Origin of the sequence: Caloramator mitchellensis, assembly GCF_001440545.1 — a bacterium.
GTDB lineage: Bacteria > Bacillota > Clostridia > Clostridiales > Caloramatoraceae > Caloramator > Caloramator mitchellensis.
The window spans coordinates 32665-50718 of record NZ_LKHP01000003.1 but is presented as its reverse complement, the minus strand read 5'-3'; the positions used below and the strand labels follow the sequence as shown (position 1 = coordinate 50718).

14 protein-coding genes and 3 other annotated features (1 of these 17 only partly in view) are annotated in these 18054 nt (G+C 37.4%); all 14 genes read right to left on the bottom strand.

What is annotated here, in order from left to right; all coding sequences use genetic code 11:
* Positions 1-173: 173 nt before the first annotated feature.
* Positions 174-1505, bottom strand: coding sequence for an APC family permease (locus ABG79_RS03380; RefSeq protein WP_057977141.1), 1332 nt, complete (start codon positions 1503-1505; stop codon positions 174-176).
* Positions 1506-1982 (bottom strand): 2-thiouracil desulfurase family protein, encoded by a 477-nt coding sequence (locus ABG79_RS03375; protein WP_057977140.1) that lies wholly within the window; start codon positions 1980-1982, stop codon positions 1506-1508.
* Between the two features lie 383 nt (positions 1983-2365).
* Positions 2366-4732 (bottom strand): endonuclease MutS2, encoded by a 2367-nt coding sequence (locus tag ABG79_RS03370; protein ID WP_057977138.1) that lies wholly within the window; start codon positions 4730-4732, stop codon positions 2366-2368.
* 12 nt (positions 4733-4744) lie between these two features.
* Complete coding sequence (locus ABG79_RS03365; RefSeq protein WP_057977135.1) at positions 4745-7105, bottom strand: U32 family peptidase; 2361 nt, start codon at positions 7103-7105, stop codon at positions 4745-4747.
* A gap of 30 nt (positions 7106-7135) precedes the next feature.
* Positions 7136-7753: a cell division protein ZapA gene (locus ABG79_RS03360; protein ID WP_057977133.1), complete on the bottom strand. Its 618-nt coding sequence runs from the start codon at positions 7751-7753 to the stop codon at positions 7136-7138.
* A gap of 186 nt (positions 7754-7939) precedes the next feature.
* Positions 7940-10303 carry a phenylalanine--tRNA ligase subunit beta gene (gene pheT, locus ABG79_RS03355; protein WP_057977131.1) on the bottom strand — a complete coding sequence of 788 codons (2364 nt, stop codon included), beginning with the start codon at positions 10301-10303 and terminating at the stop codon, positions 7940-7942.
* An 11-nt stretch (positions 10304-10314) separates the two neighbouring features.
* Complete coding sequence (gene pheS, locus ABG79_RS03350; RefSeq protein ID WP_057977129.1) at positions 10315-11334, bottom strand: phenylalanine--tRNA ligase subunit alpha; 1020 nt, start codon at positions 11332-11334, stop codon at positions 10315-10317.
* Positions 11335-11445: 111 nt separating this feature from the next.
* Positions 11446-11657 (bottom strand) — a binding site (T-box leader).
* A 60-nt stretch (positions 11658-11717) separates the two neighbouring features.
* On the bottom strand, positions 11718-12482 hold the full coding sequence (locus ABG79_RS03345; protein WP_057977128.1) for a TrmH family RNA methyltransferase: 765 nt from the start codon (positions 12480-12482) through the stop codon (positions 11718-11720).
* A gap of 10 nt (positions 12483-12492) precedes the next feature.
* Positions 12493-13155 carry a potassium channel family protein gene (locus tag ABG79_RS03340; RefSeq protein ID WP_057977126.1) on the bottom strand — a complete coding sequence of 221 codons (663 nt, stop codon included), beginning with the start codon at positions 13153-13155 and terminating at the stop codon, positions 12493-12495.
* A 16-nt stretch (positions 13156-13171) separates the two neighbouring features.
* On the bottom strand, positions 13172-14533 hold the full coding sequence (locus ABG79_RS03335; RefSeq protein ID WP_057977124.1) for a TrkH family potassium uptake protein: 1362 nt from the start codon (positions 14531-14533) through the stop codon (positions 13172-13174).
* Between the two features lie 118 nt (positions 14534-14651).
* Complete coding sequence (gene rplT / locus ABG79_RS03330) at positions 14652-15011, bottom strand: 50S ribosomal protein L20 (RefSeq protein ID WP_057977123.1); 360 nt, start codon at positions 15009-15011, stop codon at positions 14652-14654.
* Between the two features lie 23 nt (positions 15012-15034).
* On the bottom strand, positions 15035-15232 hold the full coding sequence (gene rpmI / locus ABG79_RS03325; RefSeq protein WP_057977121.1) for a 50S ribosomal protein L35: 198 nt from the start codon (positions 15230-15232) through the stop codon (positions 15035-15037).
* A gap of 19 nt (positions 15233-15251) precedes the next feature.
* Positions 15252-15773, bottom strand: a complete 522-nt coding sequence (gene infC, locus ABG79_RS03320) for a translation initiation factor IF-3 (protein ID WP_200956789.1) — start codon at positions 15771-15773, stop codon at positions 15252-15254.
* Between the two features lie 10 nt (positions 15774-15783).
* Positions 15784-15895: a sequence feature (ribosomal protein L20 leader region), on the bottom strand.
* Between the two features lie 41 nt (positions 15896-15936).
* Complete coding sequence (gene thrS, locus ABG79_RS03315; RefSeq protein WP_057977119.1) at positions 15937-17850, bottom strand: threonine--tRNA ligase; 1914 nt, start codon at positions 17848-17850, stop codon at positions 15937-15939.
* 61 nt (positions 17851-17911) lie between these two features.
* Positions 17912-18054 (bottom strand) — a binding site (T-box leader) (it continues 75 nt past the right edge of the window).

Below are 18054 nucleotides of genomic sequence, written 5' to 3'. Positions count from 1 at the left end.
TATGTTGAACTTTAATTAAAACATATGAATATTATACCATATTTTGAAACTTTAATTAGCCTTTTATTAAATACAATTAAAGTAATTTTGCTATCATTAATAGAGCCTCAAAAATCTAAAGGCGGCATTTTAATGATAAAATGAGCCCCACAAATTTGTGAGGCTCTGAAGCATTACTTATTCTTTCTTATATACATATATATAGGTGCACCAATTACGGTAACTCCTATTCCAAGAAGTGCTCTTGATGGGCTTGCTGTTATTGTGCTGAAAAGTATAAATATACCGCCTGCAATTCCTATTATTGGAACGATTGGGTATAGTGGAACTGTATATGGTCTTTTGAGGTGCTTAAACTTCTTTCTAAGAATGAATACACCTGCTACAGCCATAGTAAAGAATATCCATAATACAAATACAACTAAATCAGTTAAAGTGTCGAAAGAACCTGTCATTATATATACTACACCAACAACAAAAAGATAAATTATTGAATTTATTGGCGTTCCTGATTTTTCATTTAGCTTTGAGAAGAATCCCTTGAAAGGAAGCAATCCTTCCTCCGCCATAGCATAGGGAACTCTTGATGCAGTCAATATATATCCGTTTAATGCACCAAATATTGAGACTAATATTCCAAGGGATATAAATGATGCACCAAAATTTCCAAACATAACAACTGCTGCGTCCGATGCTGCCTTTTTAGAAGCAACAACCTGGTCAAAAGGTAATACATTCAATACTGCAAGGTTGACTGATAAATAAGCTACTAAAACAAGTCCAAGCCCTAATATTATTGCCTTTGGTAGGTCCTTTGCAGGGTTTTTTAATTCTCCAGCTATATTTCCTACGTTAATCCATCCGTCATAGGCCCAAAGCGTTCCAAGTATTGCAAGACCAAATCCTCCTGCTGTGCTTGTGCTTGAAACCATTGGAGTAAATCCATGAGCCGTTCCCTTTATAAGTCCGAAAATAGCAATTACAAATATAGGAACTAATTTGCCAATTGTTGCAACTGTTTGTATTTTGCCTCCAAACTTAGTCGAAATAACATTTGCTGCTGCTAAGAAGAACAATATGAATATAGCAAGCAGTTTTTGCTGCATTTCTGTCATTGGGATAAATGTTGTAGCCTGTGTTGCGAATATAATAGCAAGAGCTGCAAGTGAGCCTGGGAAGTAAACTGTTATCTGCACCCATCCTAAAAGGTATGCCCAGAAATCACCGTATAATTCCTTTAGATATGCGTAAAGCCCGCCTGTTTTTGGTATTGCTGCTGCAATCTCTGCAACTGTAAGCCCTGCTGCAATCGTTATAACCCCTCCAACTACCCAAGCAAGTATTCCAAGCCCTGGTGCTCCAGCGTTTTTAGCAACTATCGCTGGCTTAAAGAATATACCAGAGCCAATTACTACACCAATAACTATTGCTATTGCTTCAAGTAGTCCTAACTCCTTTTTTAACTCCTTCTTTTCTTCAACGTATTCAAGTTTTCTTGCCTCCAATTAACTCATCCTTTCTACTATATCCTTTATTGCAGCAACGTCAGTTTCATCAATTACTTCTACCCCGTTTTTTATTAGTAGTTCAGAAGTTATCCCATTTCCATCAATAAGTCTTCCCTCAAATGTTCCATCGTAAATTTTTCCACTTCCGCAGGATGGGCTCTTGGCCTTTAAAATTGCAGCTTTACAATTAAACGTTCTTGCTATATTTAAAGTTTCATAGGCTCCTTTTACAAAAAATCTTGTTACATCCTCTCCCTTTTTGTTAATAACCTTTGCCTTTCCCTCCAATACATCCTTTGCGCTTCCACCCACTATCTCAGATGGATGCCTTGGGGTAGACATACCTCCAAGCTGCTCTGGACATACTGGGACTAACTTGCCCTGTTTTAACAATTCATATATGTATTCATTTAAATTGTTGTTTCCGTCGTATTTACAATTTACACCGCAAAGGCATGCACTAACTAAAATCATACTGCAACACCTCTTTAAAAATTCAAACAAGTCATAATTATATAACAAAAATCCACTATTGTAAATAGGGCTGCCGCAAAACTGGCTAACCCTTATTATAGGATTTAACTTTTTTGAGCCTCATGAAATGATTTCAAAAGGCGCCTCTCATGAACCTTAGTAACTCTTGCTTTTCGACTTTTCAAAAGGCCGTAATTCTGCTCAGGACGAGCAGAGCCGCGTGGCCTACAGGACGTAGGCTCACGCGGGTAGGCCTTTTGAAAACAAAGAAAAGCTTAGAGTTACTTAGGTTTTTGAGTGAAGCCAAGGAAATCATTCATGAGGCTCTAGATTTAATCTAATTTAAGGTTTGGCTTGTTTTGCGGCAGCCTGCAGCCTGACTTTTATTTTAATTCAACGACAGTAACACCGCTGCCTCCTTCGTTGAAATCTCCAATCCTAAAGCTCTTTACATATGGATGATTCCTAAGTTCCCTTTGAATTCCTTCTCTTAATGCTCCGGTTCCTTTTCCATGAATAATGGTTATTTTGTTTATCCCTGATAAATATGCATCATCGAGGTATTTATCAAGATTATACATTGCTTCATCTATTGTCTGACCCCTAAGGTCGATTGTGCTTGAAATGTTTTGTGCCTTTTCCTTGATTATCTTTGTGGTTCCAAGTTTGGCTGCTTCTTTTTTGCTCTTCTCTTCCCTTAATAATTTATTTAGAGGAACATTAAGCTTCATAACACCTATTTGAACCTGGACCTCACCTTTGCTGTCCGGCATGGTCAATACAGTTCCCTTTGCCTGAACGGTTGATACAAAAACTTCTTCACCAATTTTTACTTCCTCAACCGGCTGCATGCCTGCCCTCATTACCATTTCATCATCGTTTGATTGAGTCTTTGTAATCCTTTCGTTAAGCTTTCTTCTTGCTTCTTCAGCTTCTTTAATTGAGGCAGCGTCGACAGCTTTTTTTCTAAGTTCATTAAGTTCCCTGACTATTGCATCAGCCTCTTCCTTTGCCTGTCTTAAAATCCTTCTTGCTTCTTCCTGTGCCTTTTTAATTTCCTTTTCCCTTTGCAAATCAAGTTTGTATTTTCTTTCTGAGTAGTCCTTTTTTAGCTCCTGCGCTTCTCTTTTTATCCTATCTATCTCGTCCAGCTCACGTTCAACAAGCATAGTCTTGTTTTGAAGGGCTTGTATGACATCCTCGAATTTAGCAACGTCCTTTGAAATAAATCCCCTTGCCTTTTCAATAATATGTTCATCTAACCCAAGCCTTTTTGAAATTTCAAGCGCATTTGATTTTCCAGGAATGCCTATAAGCAGCCTATACGTTGGCCTTAAAGTTTCAACATCGAATTCAACGCTGGCGTTTTCAAAACCCTGCTTTTCCATGGCAAAAACCTTTATTTCACTGTAATGCGTAGTTGCAACAAGCTTTGCTCCCTTATCGTAGAAATATTCAAGAAGGGACATTGCAAGTGCCGCACCTTCGACAGGGTCTGTTCCAGCACCTAGCTCATCCACAAGAACTAGTGATTTTTCGTTTACATCGTTTACGATGTTTATTATATTCTTCATGTGGGATGAGAATGTTGAAAGGTTTTGTTCAATGCTCTGTTCATCCCCAATATCTGCATAAATCTTTTCAAATGTAGAAACCTGCGAGCCATCGTTACATGGGATTGCAAGCCCGGACATCGCCATAAGGGTCAAAAGCCCTGTGGTTTTTAATGTTACTGTCTTACCACCTGTGTTTGGCCCTGTTATAACCAGCGCCTTATAGTTCTGCCCAAGCCTTATATCTATTGGAACTACCTTATCCTTATCGATAAGAGGGTGCCTTGCTCTTTTAAAATTTATTATTCCCTTGTCGTTAACCTCAGGAATAGAGCATTCAAAATCAAGCCCAAATTTTGCCTTTGCCATTAAAAAGTCAAGGTATGCAATGTTTTCGTTGTCATAGTTAAGTTCATCGGCATTTTGGCTTACCTTTTCAGAGAGCTCGCTCAAAATTCTTTCAATTTCAGCTTTCTCCTTAAGTTCAAGTTCCTTAATCTCGTTGTTTAGTTCAACAACCGGCATAGGCTCAATAAAAAGGGTGGAACCGCTGGAGGACTGGTCATGAACAAGCCCCGGGACGCTTCCCTTAAACTCTGCCCTAACAGGAATTACATATCTACCATTTCGCATCGTAATAATCGGGTCCTGTAGATATTTAGAGTATCCATGTAGCATGGATTGTAGCTTTTCTTTTATCCTTAAATTTTTGTCCTTAATAGCACGTCTTATGCTGTATAGTTTTTCGCTTGCCCTATCGCTTATTTCCTCTTCGCTGATAACTACCCTTTCTATATCATCCTGCAGATGCTTTATATAAATTAGACCTTCTATTATTTCGTTTATAATTGGGTAGTTTTCTCTTTTTGCACCGTCTGAAAAGAAAGTTTTCAGCCTTTTGGTAACCCTTAAAACATCAGCAACCTTTAATAGTTCTCCTGGATTTAATACAAACCCCATATTTGCTCTTCTTACCGTTTCGCTTATATCCTTAACGCCTTCTAATGGCAGACTCCCCCATTTTAATACTATTTCATAGCTCTCCTTAGTCTCATCCAGCCTTTCAATAACCTCGCGTATATTTGAAGAAGGCATCAATTCCAAGCACATCTTTTTTCCAAGGTTTGAAACTGCTCTATCAGAAAGCATTTTAATTATCTTATCAAATTCAAGTATCCTAAATGTCTTTTCATTCATAAAATCAACTCCTTATTGAACCCCTCTATAGAAATGTCCCTTTGTTATGTCATTTTTATTCTTCTCTAATATACCTATTGCTAATTGGCTAAGTGTAAAATCTCCTTTAATTCCTCTTGATATTGCATCCTTATAAGCTGAAACTATATTTTTAACATCATGTGCATCCTCGTCTAAAAACTCAAGAACCCAGTAGTCGCTATTAAGACTTAAAAGGTCCTTTATATGTTCAAGCACTATAGTTTTTTTTGAATTATATATATGGCTTCTGCAATATATATCAGTAGCTATTGGGAATTTCTCGCCCATCCTATCCTTTAAATAGTGTATTTTGTTATTGCATACATTCGGACATGTTTCCCTATTATATCCTTTGCTGCTTCCAATTGGGCAGTATCTGCTGACCATAAGTTTTGTTCTTCCATAGACGGTTATCATAGTATTGCCTTTTGTGTTCTCAATAAGATTTTTAATTTCTTTAATGTTTAATTCATAAGATATAAGTGCCGCTTTATTTTCAAACAAATCAACAGAAAAAGAATTGAATATATTAAAGCCCTTATCAAGGTAAACATCATATTCTATTTCTTTAAGCGCTTTATAAAAGCCTATGTTTCCGCACAGAGCACAATTGAAACCTTTACTTTTAAGCTCTTTTGCTCTTTGTTTTAGGGCATCGAATTCTTCGATTATAATTTCTGAAAAGTAAGGGGCTATTTTTTCTTTGTGCTGTATAAGGCCTTCTATATCTTTGCTGTTTATTCTTAATCTGTCTCCTCCAAAGAATACAATATCTGCACCCGCTTCTATTGCTGCTCTTGCAACATCTATTCTGCCGGTTTTAACTGCAACCTTTGGGATGATTTCCTTTTTATTTTTAGAAAAGTTAATATTTATATCAACCCTTTGCTTTTTGTTTTGAAGTTTATCTAACAGCTTTTCAATGGCGCTGCGTCTTAATTCGTTTATCTGTGATATAGGAATCATCAGACCCTCTTGCATTTCCACTTCCAAATCTTCAAAATAAAACGGCGTATCCTTGGTCTTTGATAGGGATTCAATCACCTTTTCCCTTGTTGTAGGCTTTGATATTGCCCTTTGAGGTGCTTCGCCTAAAACTTTAACCTCTACGTCGTCTTTTTTAATGGTCAGCACCACTTTCTCTAAGTCTGCTTTAAAACAACCATTTATAGGGACCTTTTTTATGCACTTTCCTTCAAAGCTCTCCCTTGCCCTTTCAATGAGCTTTATATCCTGGGTTTTATATATTTTATCTCCCTTTTTAGCCTCTTCAAAGTATATCTTAACCTCATCACCCCTGTTGGCTGATTCTACTTCTTTTCCGTTCTTATATATCTTATTCACTGGAACTCCTTTGCCGGTTCCAAATATTTCAATTCCATCGCCTAAGTTCAATTTATCTTCAAGTTTGATTATAACGAATTTCCCCTTTTTGTCCAAAACCTTTCCAAGTGCTGTTCCCCAATTTTTTGGGTTTTGGTAGCTCATCATTTCTGGCCCCTGATTTTCAAACAAATATGCAGTTGTAAATCCACCTCTGTTGAAAATGCTCATTATGTTTTTCTTATCTTCTTCATCTAAACCATTATCGATTGCTTTTCTGTAGGAAGATACAACTGTTGCAACGTATTCCGGTCTTTTCATTCTACCTTCAATTTTTAAAGACTTTACCCCTGCCTTTATAAGTTTATCTATATGTTCAATAGTCCATAAATCCTTAGGACTTAATATATAGCTTTTTTCGCCACCTTCGAGGGAATATTGCATTCTGCAAGGCTGTGCACAGCGCCCTCTGTTGCCGCTTCTTCCGCCTATCATACTGCTAAAAAGGCATTGTCCTGAAAAGCAAATACAAAGGGCTCCGTGGATGAACACTTCAATCTCGGCCTGCGTGTTTTTGCATATATATTCTATTTCACTAAGGCTAAGTTCCCTCGCAAGAACCACCCTTTTAACTCCTAATGAGTAGAGATGATTTACGCCATCTAAGTTGTTGACGCTCATTTGTGTGCTGGCGTGGACCTCAAATTCAGGAAGTATTTCCTTTAATAATTTTAAAAAACCAATGTCCTGGACTATAATCGCGTCTACCCCTGATTCATATAAAAAGGCAGCGTAATTAAGGGCATCATTAAGCTCCTCATTTTTCAAAAGAGTATTTAAAGTTACATAAACCTTAACATCATAAGCATGGCTAAATCTAACTGCATCTATTATTTCCTGTCTATCAAAATTTCCAGCATACTGCCTTGCTGAAAATTCTTTTCCTCCAATATAAACAGCATTTGCTCCATTTATTACTGCAGCCTTTAGACTTTCAAAATCTCCAGCCGGTGCCAATAGTTCTACCATATCCAAGCCTCCCATACAAAAAATAGGGGATTAACCCCTATTGTAAAAGCTTTTTTTATTAAAATCTCTTGCCTCTTTCAATTCCTTCTTCAGCCTAACTATTTCAATTTCACCCTCAAGCAGCTTATCCTTTAACTCCTCAATATCGGATTCCTTTTGATTTACTTCGTTTTCAAGGCTCTGCTTTTGCAATGTTAAATCATCTATCTGCCTTTGCAGAGCGTCTAACTGTTCGTTATAGGTGTCGACGGTCATACTAACCTCTTGATAATGGGATTTAAATTCTTCTACGGTAGTTAAAAGCTCTTGATTTTCCTGTCTTAATTTATTGTTCTCATCAGAAATAGAATTATACATTTCAAATAGCTTTTCGTATTCCCTTTCAAGCTCCTCGAGCTTAATTTTAGGTTCAACTGAAACCTGCTTAAGAGTCTCAAATTCCCTTCTCAATTTGAACAATTCATCAGCAATCAATATAGCAGCAAGCGCTGTCGCCGATGTATTGGAATGGTTTAAATTAGAGCGCAGTATTTCCTTTATTTTTTTATCGACAAAATTGCCGATAGAAAATAGATATTCCTCAGGCTCATTGCCTGTCAATGTATATTCAATTCCATTTATCTTAACATTTACTTTATTTTTACCCATATCAAGCACCCTTTCAAATAAGCTGCATTAATTATATTTTATCATTAATTTTAATTTTTTCACTATAATTTTTTGTATTTTTATAAATTTTTTGGTGATTTTTTTGTAAGGGATAATTTATAAGCATTATAATTCCCATGAATGGAATTAGAGTCTCCTTCTAAATCATTCATGGGAACTGATAATTTATCTGAGCTGAGCGCCAAGTTTATTTGAAAGGGTTTCAACTATCTTGTTGAAAACAGGGTTTATTTCATCGTCAGTTAATGTTCTGTCCTCAAGTCGGAATATAATTGAATAAGCTACGCTCTTATAGCCATCTGGAACCTGCTTACCCTTGTAAACGTCGAAAAGTTTAACCTCTTCCACCAAGCCTTTGCCTATCTTCCAGATTATATTCTCAATTTCAGCAACGGCAATGTCGTCCTTTACAAGAACTGCCATATCTCTATCGATTGCAGGATATTTTGGAAGTGGTTTGTATTTTCTTTCAAACTTAGCTGCTTCGAATAACGCCATAAGGTCTATTTCAGCAGCATAAACCCTATCCTCGATTCCATACTCTTCTGCAACCTCTGGGTGAATCTCACCAAACACTCCCGCATCCTTTCTTCTAACTAAAAGCCTTGCGCATCGTCCTGGGTGGAATGTTGGGTTTTGTTCGTCCCTTTCAAAATCAACCTTATCTATTCCAAGAAGATTTATAATATTTTCAACAACTCCCTTAAGGTCATAAAAATCCGCCTTACCCATCATTGCAATGCCTAACCTTACAGGTTCATTTGGAAGTTTATCATCAGTCGGATGGTATGTCTTAGCAACCTCAAATATTCTAACTTCCTTGTTATCCCTTGCATTGTTAACCTCCAATGTCCCAAGAAGGGAAGGAATAAGTGTTGTTCTCATCACGCTGAAATCTTCCCCGAGAGGGTTTAAAATCTTTACAGCATTTCTTAATGGACTGTTCTCTTTTAATTTAACTCTATCGAACACCTTAGGGCTTACAAATGAGTAGGTATTTGTTTCAAAAAATCCCGATGAAACCATAGTATTCCTAATCAAGTTAACAAGCTTTTGTTCCTTTGTATACGCAGCTTCAACTGCCTCTCCCTTAATCTTTACAGTCGGTATTGTATCATACCCATAAAGCCTTGCAATCTCTTCTGCAACATCTTCCTTTATCTTTACATCCTGCCTGAAGGTTGGAACTTCTATCTTAAGTATTTCATCTCCTTCAACCTTCATTCCAAGATACTTTAGCATATTCTTCATATCTTCTGCTGAAATATTAATTCCAATAAAATCATTTATCCACTTGCTGCTAACTTCCATATAATAAGGCTCAAGTTTCTGTGGATAAATATCTATTTTACCACCAACTACTTCACCAATGCCGAGAGTTTCAATAAGGTGGCATGCCCTATCTAGCGCTGCATCTATTATATTTGGGTCCAAGTCCTTTTCAAATCTTGAAGACGATTCGGTCCTTAAACCTAATTTCTTTGCTGTCAATCTTACATTAGTTCCATTGAAGTTTGCACATTCAAATACAATAGTAGATGTATCTTCCTGTATTTCAGAGTTTTGACCTCCCATAACACCGGCAACAGCAACAGCCTTTGCTCCATCCGCAATCACAAGCATTGAATCGTCAAGGGTTCTTTCTATTCCGTCAAGAGTTGTGAATTTTTCACCTTCTTCTGCTCTTCTTACGATTATCTTTTTACCTTCGATAAATCTATAGTCAAATGCGTGCATTGGCTGACCAAGTTCAAGCATTACATAGTTTGTTATGTCAACTATATTGTTTATAGGCCTAACCCCTGCGTCCATCAATCTTTGCTGCATCCATTCGGGTGAATGACCTATCTTTACATTTTTTACAACCCTTGCAGCATAGCGTCTGCACAAATCATCCTTTACTTCAACTGATAAATAATCATTTATATTTTCGCTGTTTTCATTAAAACCTGTTTCAACAGCTTTTAATGGTTTTCTAAATGTAGCCGATGCTTCCCTTGCTATTCCGTAAACTCCAAAACAGTCTGCTCTGTTTGATGTTATTTCAAAATCGATTATGCCGCCATTAAGTCCAAGTATTTCCTTTATGTCAACTCCAAGAGGTGTATCCTTTGGAAGAATCATAATTCCGTGAACCGAATCATCCTTTGCAATTCCAAGCTCGGCTTCTGAACATAGCATTCCGTTTGATTCTATACCTCTTAATTTTCCCTTTTTAATTTTGACCCCGCCTGGCAATGTTGAACCATGAAGTGCAACAGGAACGGTATCGCCTTCCTGAACGTTTTCTGCACCAGTAACTATTTGAATTGTTTCATTCCCAACGTTAACCTGGCAAATTCTTAGTTTATCTGCATCAGGATGTTTTGTAATTTTTTCAACATATCCTGTTACAACCCTGTCTATTTCCTTTCCGTATTCAATTACCTCTTCAACCTTTGAACCTGACATTGTCAATGCATCTGCAACTTCTTTTATACCTTTATCTAAATCAACATATTCTAACAGCCAATTATATGGAACCTTCATGCTATCCCTCCTTAAAACTGCTTTAGGAATCTTATATCGTTTTCATATAATAGTCTAATATCATCTATTCCATATTTAATCATAACTATTCTATCAAGCCCCATTCCAAATGCAAAGCCGCTGTAAACATCAGGGTCAATTCCGCCCTTTCTTAATACATCTGGGTGAACCATACCGCATCCTAATATTTCAATCCATCCTGAACCTTTGCACACTCTGCAGCCTTCTCCACCGCATACAAAGCATGAAACATCCACTTCGGCCGATGGTTCGGTAAATGGGAAGTGGTGTGGTCTGAATTTTGTTCTTGTGTTTTCTCCGAAGAACCTCTTAGCAAATGTTTCAAGAGTTCCCTTAAGGCTCGCCATAGTAATTCCCTTATCAACAACAAGCCCTTCGATTTGATAAAATATAGGCGAGTGGGTTGCATCCACTGCATCAGACCTGTAAACTCTACCTGGCGCAATAATTCTTATAGGCGGCTTTGTTTTTTCCATAGTTCTTATCTGTATTGGTGAAGTTTGAGTTCTAAGAACGAGGTTTTCGCTAATGTAGAATGTGTCCTGTTCATCCCTTGCTGGGTGGTTCTTAGGAACGTTAAGCGCCTCAAAATTATAATAATCAAGCTCTATCTCTGGTCCCTCTGCAATTGAAAATCCCATACCAAAGAATATTTCCTTTATCTCGTCTAACACCTTGTTTAAAGGGTGGATGTTTCCAATCGAATGTCTTTTGCCCGGCATTGTAATATCTATGTATTCGGATTTAATCTTCATATTTCTTTCTTTGTTTTTGATTTCATTTAATGCATTTTCAATCTGGTTTTCAATTTCTTCCCTGACTTCATTTGCAATTTTGCCCACAATAGGTCTTTCTTCAGGGCTTAAAGCACCCATGCCGCGAAGTATCGTTGTAAGACTTCCCTTTTTTCCAAGATACTTTACCCTAATCTCATCGATTTTCTGGCTATTGTCAGCCGATTTAATCTCCAATAATGCTTCTTCTTTAATCTTTTGAAGCTGCTCTCTCATTTTTTAGCCTCCTTTTACTAAATTTTGACGAATACTAAAGTTAAATTGTCAAACAAATCAAGAACTCAAAAAATCAAGTGAATGTCACCAATAAAAAAGCTCCCAATCCCAAATAGGGACGGGGAGACCGCGTTACCACCCTAGTTGAACGCACAAGCGTTCCACTCATTCGTATAACGGCTGTGCCGCCAGCAGCCTACTTAATTTCAGCTGTGGAACTTTGGAGCGAAGGTTCATTCGGTTACATTGCAGGGACGCTCTCAATCGCGGCATCCCCTCCCTGTGCACATCGCCGGACTACTGGACTCCTTCATCGTTTCGCATCTTAATATCATTGTGGAATATTTTATCATAACTAATAATTTTAATCAATATTCATTTTCTCATTTGATAATTCTTTGCCTTACAACCTCATATAAAAGTATTGAAGACGCCATGGCTGCGTTTAGTGACTCTGCTCTGCCTATCATAGGTATCTTTATTTTATCCGTTGCAAGCTCTATGTGGCTTTGTGGTATCCCATTTGCTTCGTTTCCTATGATTATTGCAGTTTTCTGTTTAAAATCAAAGTCGTATATATAACTTTTAGCAGTCAGGTCAGTAGCATATACTTTGAAGCCCTTTTGTTTTAATATATCTATTGAAGTTTCGAATTCATCTATATAAATTACAGGCAGATGAAATATCGAGCCCATCGTTGAGCGCAAAGTTTTAGAATTATACACATCAACTGTCCCTTTTACTATAATTACAGCGTCGGCTCCAGCAGCATCTGCTGTTCTTATTATTGTTCCAAGGTTTCCAGGGTCCTGAACCCCGTCTATTATTACTGCAAAATCCTTTAAAACCTCTAAATCATAATCAGTCTTTATACAAACTGCAATAATGCCCTGTGGCGTTTCTGTGTCCGAAAGTTCTTTTATCACTGCATCTTCTACTTCATATTTAGGGCAATTTGCATCTAATATTGATGAGTATTTAGAAGAAGCAAACTTTCCTGAGTAGAAAATATATTCTACCTTGTTTTCATTTAACGCCTCTTCAACAAACCTTGCACCTTCTATGATGAATTTTCCTGACTCATCCCTGTATTTCTTCTGTTTTAATTTTAGAGTATCTTTAATAAGTTTATTGTTTTTGCTGAGCATAAAATCAATCCTATCTTAATTTATCAGATTCAAATTTTCTTATATTATCCGTTTCAGAGATTACAACAAGTATATCACCTGGACGAATGACGTCATCCGCCTTAGGCGAGATGTTAATGTCGTTGCTCCTTTTAATTGCCATAACATTGAATCCGTATTTGTTTCTCATATCGAGTTCCCTAAATGATTTATTGTGCCATTCTTCAATTGCTGCAATTTCCATAATATTATAGTCCGGCGAAAGTTCTATATAGTCGAGTATATTTGATGAGCAAAGATTATGCGCAACTCTAACTCCCATATCTCTTTCTGGGAATACCACCCTGTCTGCGCCAATCTTATATAAAACTTTTGCATGAAGTTCATTGTGCGCCTTTGCTATAACATATTTTATTCCAAGTTCCTTTAAAAGAAGCGTAACCATTACGCTTGATTGAATGTCACTGCCTATTGTCACAACTGCAACGTCAAAGTTCCTAATTCCTAAAGACCTTATTGTAGCTTCGTCTGTAGCATCAGCCTGAACAGCGTGAGTTACATAATCTGAAATGCTCTGAACTGTCTCTTCATCGTTATCTATTGCCATTACTTCATTTCCTAATTGATATAATGTTTTGGCAACGCTTGAGCCAAATCTTCCAAGTCCAATCACTACGAATTGCTTAGATTTCATAAAATGACCTCCTAAATTATCCAACCAATATTCTATCTTCAGGATATTTTACGCTTTTGCTTGTCATCAACTGTTTTCGTGCAAATGCAAGTGCAAGAGTAAGTGGTCCAACTCTGCCTACATACATAGTCAACATTACCACTACTTTTCCTATATTAGTCAGTGTAGATGTTAAGCCCAAGCTAAGTCCAACTGTTCCAAAGGCTGATGTTGCTTCATAAAGAAATTCCATAAAGTCGCCGCTTTGGGTTATTGAAAGGACCATAGTAACTCCAATTACCAGCATAAAGCTTATAAAAGTTATTGCAATAGCACGATATACAACTTCTTTCGGAATTCTTCTATTAAACATTTCAGTATCTTCTCTACCATGAATGACAGCATAAACCGTCATAATTATCAGCATTGCAGTTGTCGTCTTGATACCACCGCCTGTAGAGCCTGGCGACGCACCGACAAACATTAATAATATTGTAAGGAACTTGCTTGAAGTTGTCATATCCGGAAGATTTATTGTATTAAATCCTGCTGTTCTTGGAGTAACTGAGGCAAACAAGCTTGATAGTATTTTGCCCTTGAATGACAATGCCCCAAGAGTATTAGGGTTGTTGTATTCAAGAACAAAAAACATTACTGCCCCTGTCGCTATCAAAATTGCCGTCGTCAAAAGGACAACCTTTGAATGCAGCGAGAATTTTTTCATGTTTTTATGGTTAATTATTTCGGTAATAACTCCAAATCCTAATCCGCCAACTATAACAAGACCCATAACTGTTAAGTTGATTACCGGATTTTCAACATACGGCGTTAAGCTTTTAAAATCGCCAATCAAATCGAAACCTGCATTGCAAAAAGAGGATATGGCATGGAAAACTCCGTAATATATTCCCCTTTTCCAACCGAATTCAGGAACAAATTGCGTTGATAAAAGAATGGCCCCAAGCCCCTCTATACTGAAGGTAATTCCCATAATATAGATGGCAAGCTTAACAATACCCTGTATATTAAAGGCGTTAAATGCCTCCTGCATAACCAGCCTTTCTTTAAGGGTTATTTTCCTTCCAAGGACAATTGCAAACAGAGTTGCAAAGGTCATGAATCCTAACCCGCCTATTTGAATTAATAAAAGTATAATAAATTGTCCAAATGTGCTCCAGTGCGTTCCGGTATCTACAACAACAAGTCCTGTAACGCATACAGCAGAGGTGGCTGTAAAGAGACAATCTATAAAAGGTGTAGATGTTCCGTCTGCAGAGGATATAGGCAATTTCAAAATAAGTGCCCCTAAAAGAATAACTCCTGCAAATCCGAGCGCCAATATTTGCACAGGCTGTAGCTTGTATATTTTGACGCCTTCCTCGCTTTCTTTGAATAGCATACAAAGTCCTCCCGATATTTAGTTTATCTAATACAATAATATATTATAGCACTTTTAAATTTTTTTAAAAATCACAAAGAGGCCTAAAAAAGGCCTCTTTTGGTTAAATTAGCTTAAATTATGCATTTAGTTTTGACTTTGCTAAGTTTACTAAGTCAGCAAATGCTGCTGCGTCGTTTACCGCGATATCAGCAAGCATTTTTCTGTTTATTTCAACTCCAGCAAGCTTAAGACCGTTTATAAGTCTTGAGTATGATAATCCATTTGCTCTTGCTGCAGCATTAATTCTTGCTATCCAAAGCTTTCTGAAATCTCTCTTCTTAAGCTTTCTTCCTACGTAAGCATAAGCTAAGCTCTTCATTACCTGTTGCTTTGCAATTCTATATAACTTGCTCTTTGCTCCAAAGTATCCCTTAGCAAGCTTCATTATCTTTCTACGTTTTTTATGAGCATGAACGGCTCTCTTTACTCTTGCCATATTTCTTACCTCCTTCTAGTCGATTATGCGTAAGGCATTAACTTTCTCATTTTCTTGATTTCTGTAACGTTTACGAATGCAGCCTTTCTAAGCTTTCTCTTTCTCTTTGCACTCTTCTTAGTCAATATATGACGATGATATGCGTGTGATCTTTTGAATTTTCCTGATGCAGTCTTCTTAAATCTCTTTGCCGCACCTCTATGTGTCTTCATTTTTGGCATTGTGATTTCCTCCTCTCGTTTACTGTTTCTTAGGGCTTAATATCATTATCATACTTTTGCCTTCAAGCTTTGGCTCTTTTTCTATAACACCCACTTCAGAGACCTTTTCAAAGAATCTTCTAAGAACTTCTTCTCCTAAATGGGAATGTTCTGCTTCTCTTCCTCTGAATTTAACAGTAACTTTAACCTTGTCGCCATCCTTTAAGAACTTCTCTGTATTTTTAGCCTTAACATTAAGGTCGTGTTCATCTATGTTTGGAGTAATTCTCATTTCCTTTATGTTTATAACTTTTTGCTTTTTCTTTGCTTCCTTTTCCTTCTTCTGTTGCTCGTAAGCAAACTTACCGTAGTCCATAATCTTGCATACAGGTGGTTTTGCCTGTGGTGCAATTAGAACTAAGTCTAACTGTTTTTGTTCAGCTAATTTAAGCGCCTCTTTAGTAGCCACTATTCCAAGCTGTGAACCATCGCTATCGATGAGTCTAACTTCCTTTTCACGAATTTCTTCGTTGATTAAATGTTGTTTATTAATAACATTCACCTCCTAATTTTTTACAAAACAAAAGCGGATGGTAGTCCCATCCGCATAGTATACATTACGACCTATAACAACCCTACTGCCAGCAGCGTAAGGTGAGAAGCGGATGGCTTCTGCTTATACTTTAATTAGAATACCACTAAAAACTCAACTTGTCAATAGTTTATTACACATTGCTAATCTTTTTATCTATTTCTTCTGTAATCTTTGAAAGGAAAGCTTCAAATTCCATTGAACCTAAATCGCCTTCTCTTCTTGATCTTAAAGATATATTCTTATTTTCAACTTCCTTATCACCAAGTATAATCATATATGGAACCTTTTGAAGCTGAGCTTCTCTTATCTTGTAGCCTATCTTTTCGTTTCTTAAATCTGATTCAACTCTTATGTTCATTTCCTTTAGTTTTGCTTCAAGTTCCCTTGCGTAATCATTTGCTCTGTCAGTGACTGGAAGTATCTTAACCTGAACAGGTGACAGCCAAGTTGGGAATGCTCCAGCATATTGTTCTATAAGAATTCCTATAAATCTTTCAATGCTTCCAAATATAACCCTGTGAATCATTACTGGTCTGTGCTTTTCTCCATCTTCACCTATATAGTGTAGGTCAAATCTTTCTGGCATTTGGAAATCAAGCTGGATTGTTCCGCACTGCCATGTTCTTCCTAGGCAATCCTTCAGGTGGAAGTCTATCTTTGGACCATAGAATGCACCGTCGCCTTCGTTAACCTTATAGTTTAGTCCGGCTGAGTTTAGAGCCTCAATAAGTGAGTTTGTTGCGTGTTCCCAATCCTCATCGCTTCCCATCGAGTTTTCAGGTCTAGTTGATAGCTCTACGTGGTATTCAAATCCGAATAATTTATAGACATAGTCGATAAAGTTTATAACTCCCAAAACTTCGTCCTTTATTTGTGATGGAAGCATGAATATATGGGCATCGTCCTGAGTAAAGCATCTAACCCTCATAAGTCCATGGAGAGCTCCTGATATTTCGTGTCTGTGAACAAGTCCAAGTTCTCCAAGCCTTAATGGAAGTTCTCTGTAGCTGTGCATTGTGTTCTTATATACTAATATTCCACCCGGGCAGTTCATAGGCTTTACTGCAAAATCCTGTTCATCTATCTTTGTAAAATACATGTTTTCCTTATAGTGGTCCCAGTGCCCTGAGCGGTGCCATAATGCTTCGTTAAGTATTATAGGAGTTTTAACTTCCTTGTAGCCCCTTTTAACGTGTTCTTCTCTCCAGAAGTTTTCAAGTTCGTTTCTTATAACCATTCCCTTTGGAAGGAAGAATGGGAAACCCGGACCCTCCTCCATTATTGCAAACAATTCAAGTTCCTTGCCTATTTTTCTGTGGTCTCTCTTTTTAGCTTCTTCTAATAGGTTTAGATATTCTTCAAGTTCACTCTTTTTAGAAAAAGCTGTTCCATAAACTCTTTGAAGCATCTTGTTCTTTTCGTTTCCTCTCCAGTATGCACCGGCAACTGATAAAAGCTTTATCGCCTTAACCTTGCCAGTTGAAGCAACATGAGGGCCTGCACATAGGTCGACAAATTCACCCTGCTTATAGAATGAAATGTTTTCCCCTTCAGGGATATCCCCTATAAGCTCAACCTTGTAGTTTTCGTCCCTCTCCTGCATGAATTTAATAGCAGCGTCCCTTGGAAGTTCAAAACGTTCAATTTCTAAATCTTCCTTAACTATCTTTTCCATCTCCTTTTCAATCTTCTCAAGTATTTCAGGAGTTATTGGAAAATCTGCATCAAAATCGTAGTAGAATCCATTATCGATAGCAGGACCTATAGCAAGTTTAACATCCGGGAAAAGCCTTTTTACTGCCTGCGCTAAAATATGGGATGCAGTGTGTCTTAATGATTCTCTACCACCTTCATCCTCAAAGGTCAATATCTCAAGGCTGCAGTCCTTATCGATTACTGTGAAAAGTTCCTTAACCTCTCCATCGATTTTAGCTGCAAGGGCATTTTTGTAAAGTCCCATGCTTATCTTTTTAGCTACGTCTTCTGCTTTAACTGGTGCTTCAAATTCTAACACCTTGCCATCCTTTAAAGTAACATTAATCATAATTACAACCTCCTTCTAAAGTATCTAACTGTTTATATACGACAAAAAAGCCCTTCATCCCTAATGGGACGAAAGGCCTATCTTCCGCGGTTCCACCCAAATTGGTATAAACCCAACTTGATGCCTTAACGCGGCAAACGCCAATCCATACTCTCGATTGATTTCCGGACGGAGCTTCGGGGTGGTTTTCAATCTCTAATGCTA

Excerpts from the sequence above, each read along its gene's own strand:
- thrS (WP_057977119.1), bottom strand. The coding sequence starts at position 17,850 with ATGATTAATGTTACTTTAAAGGATGGCAAGGTGTTAGAATTTGAAGCA.
- rplT (WP_057977123.1), bottom strand. The coding sequence starts at position 15,011 with ATGGCAAGAGTAAAGAGAGCCGTTCATGCTCATAAAAAACGTAGAAAG.
- ABG79_RS03335 (WP_057977124.1), bottom strand. The coding sequence starts at position 14,533 with ATGCTATTCAAAGAAAGCGAGGAAGGCGTCAAAATATACAAGCTACAG.
- ABG79_RS03375 (WP_057977140.1), bottom strand. The coding sequence starts at position 1,982 with ATGATTTTAGTTAGTGCATGCCTTTGCGGTGTAAATTGTAAATACGAC.
- ABG79_RS03340 (WP_057977126.1), bottom strand. The coding sequence starts at position 13,155 with ATGAAATCTAAGCAATTCGTAGTGATTGGACTTGGAAGATTTGGCTCA.
- ABG79_RS03345 (WP_057977128.1), bottom strand. The coding sequence starts at position 12,482 with ATGCTCAGCAAAAACAATAAACTTATTAAAGATACTCTAAAATTAAAA.
- ABG79_RS03360 (WP_057977133.1), bottom strand. The coding sequence starts at position 7,753 with ATGGGTAAAAATAAAGTAAATGTTAAGATAAATGGAATTGAATATACA.
- pheT (WP_057977131.1), bottom strand. The coding sequence starts at position 10,303 with ATGAAGGTTCCATATAATTGGCTGTTAGAATATGTTGATTTAGATAAA.
- rpmI (WP_057977121.1), bottom strand. The coding sequence starts at position 15,232 with ATGCCAAAAATGAAGACACATAGAGGTGCGGCAAAGAGATTTAAGAAG.
- pheS (WP_057977129.1), bottom strand. The coding sequence starts at position 11,334 with ATGAGAGAGCAGCTTCAAAAGATTAAAGAAGAAGCATTATTGGAGATT.
- ABG79_RS03365 (WP_057977135.1), bottom strand. The coding sequence starts at position 7,105 with ATGGTAGAACTATTGGCACCGGCTGGAGATTTTGAAAGTCTAAAGGCT.
- ABG79_RS03370 (WP_057977138.1), bottom strand. The coding sequence starts at position 4,732 with ATGAATGAAAAGACATTTAGGATACTTGAATTTGATAAGATAATTAAA.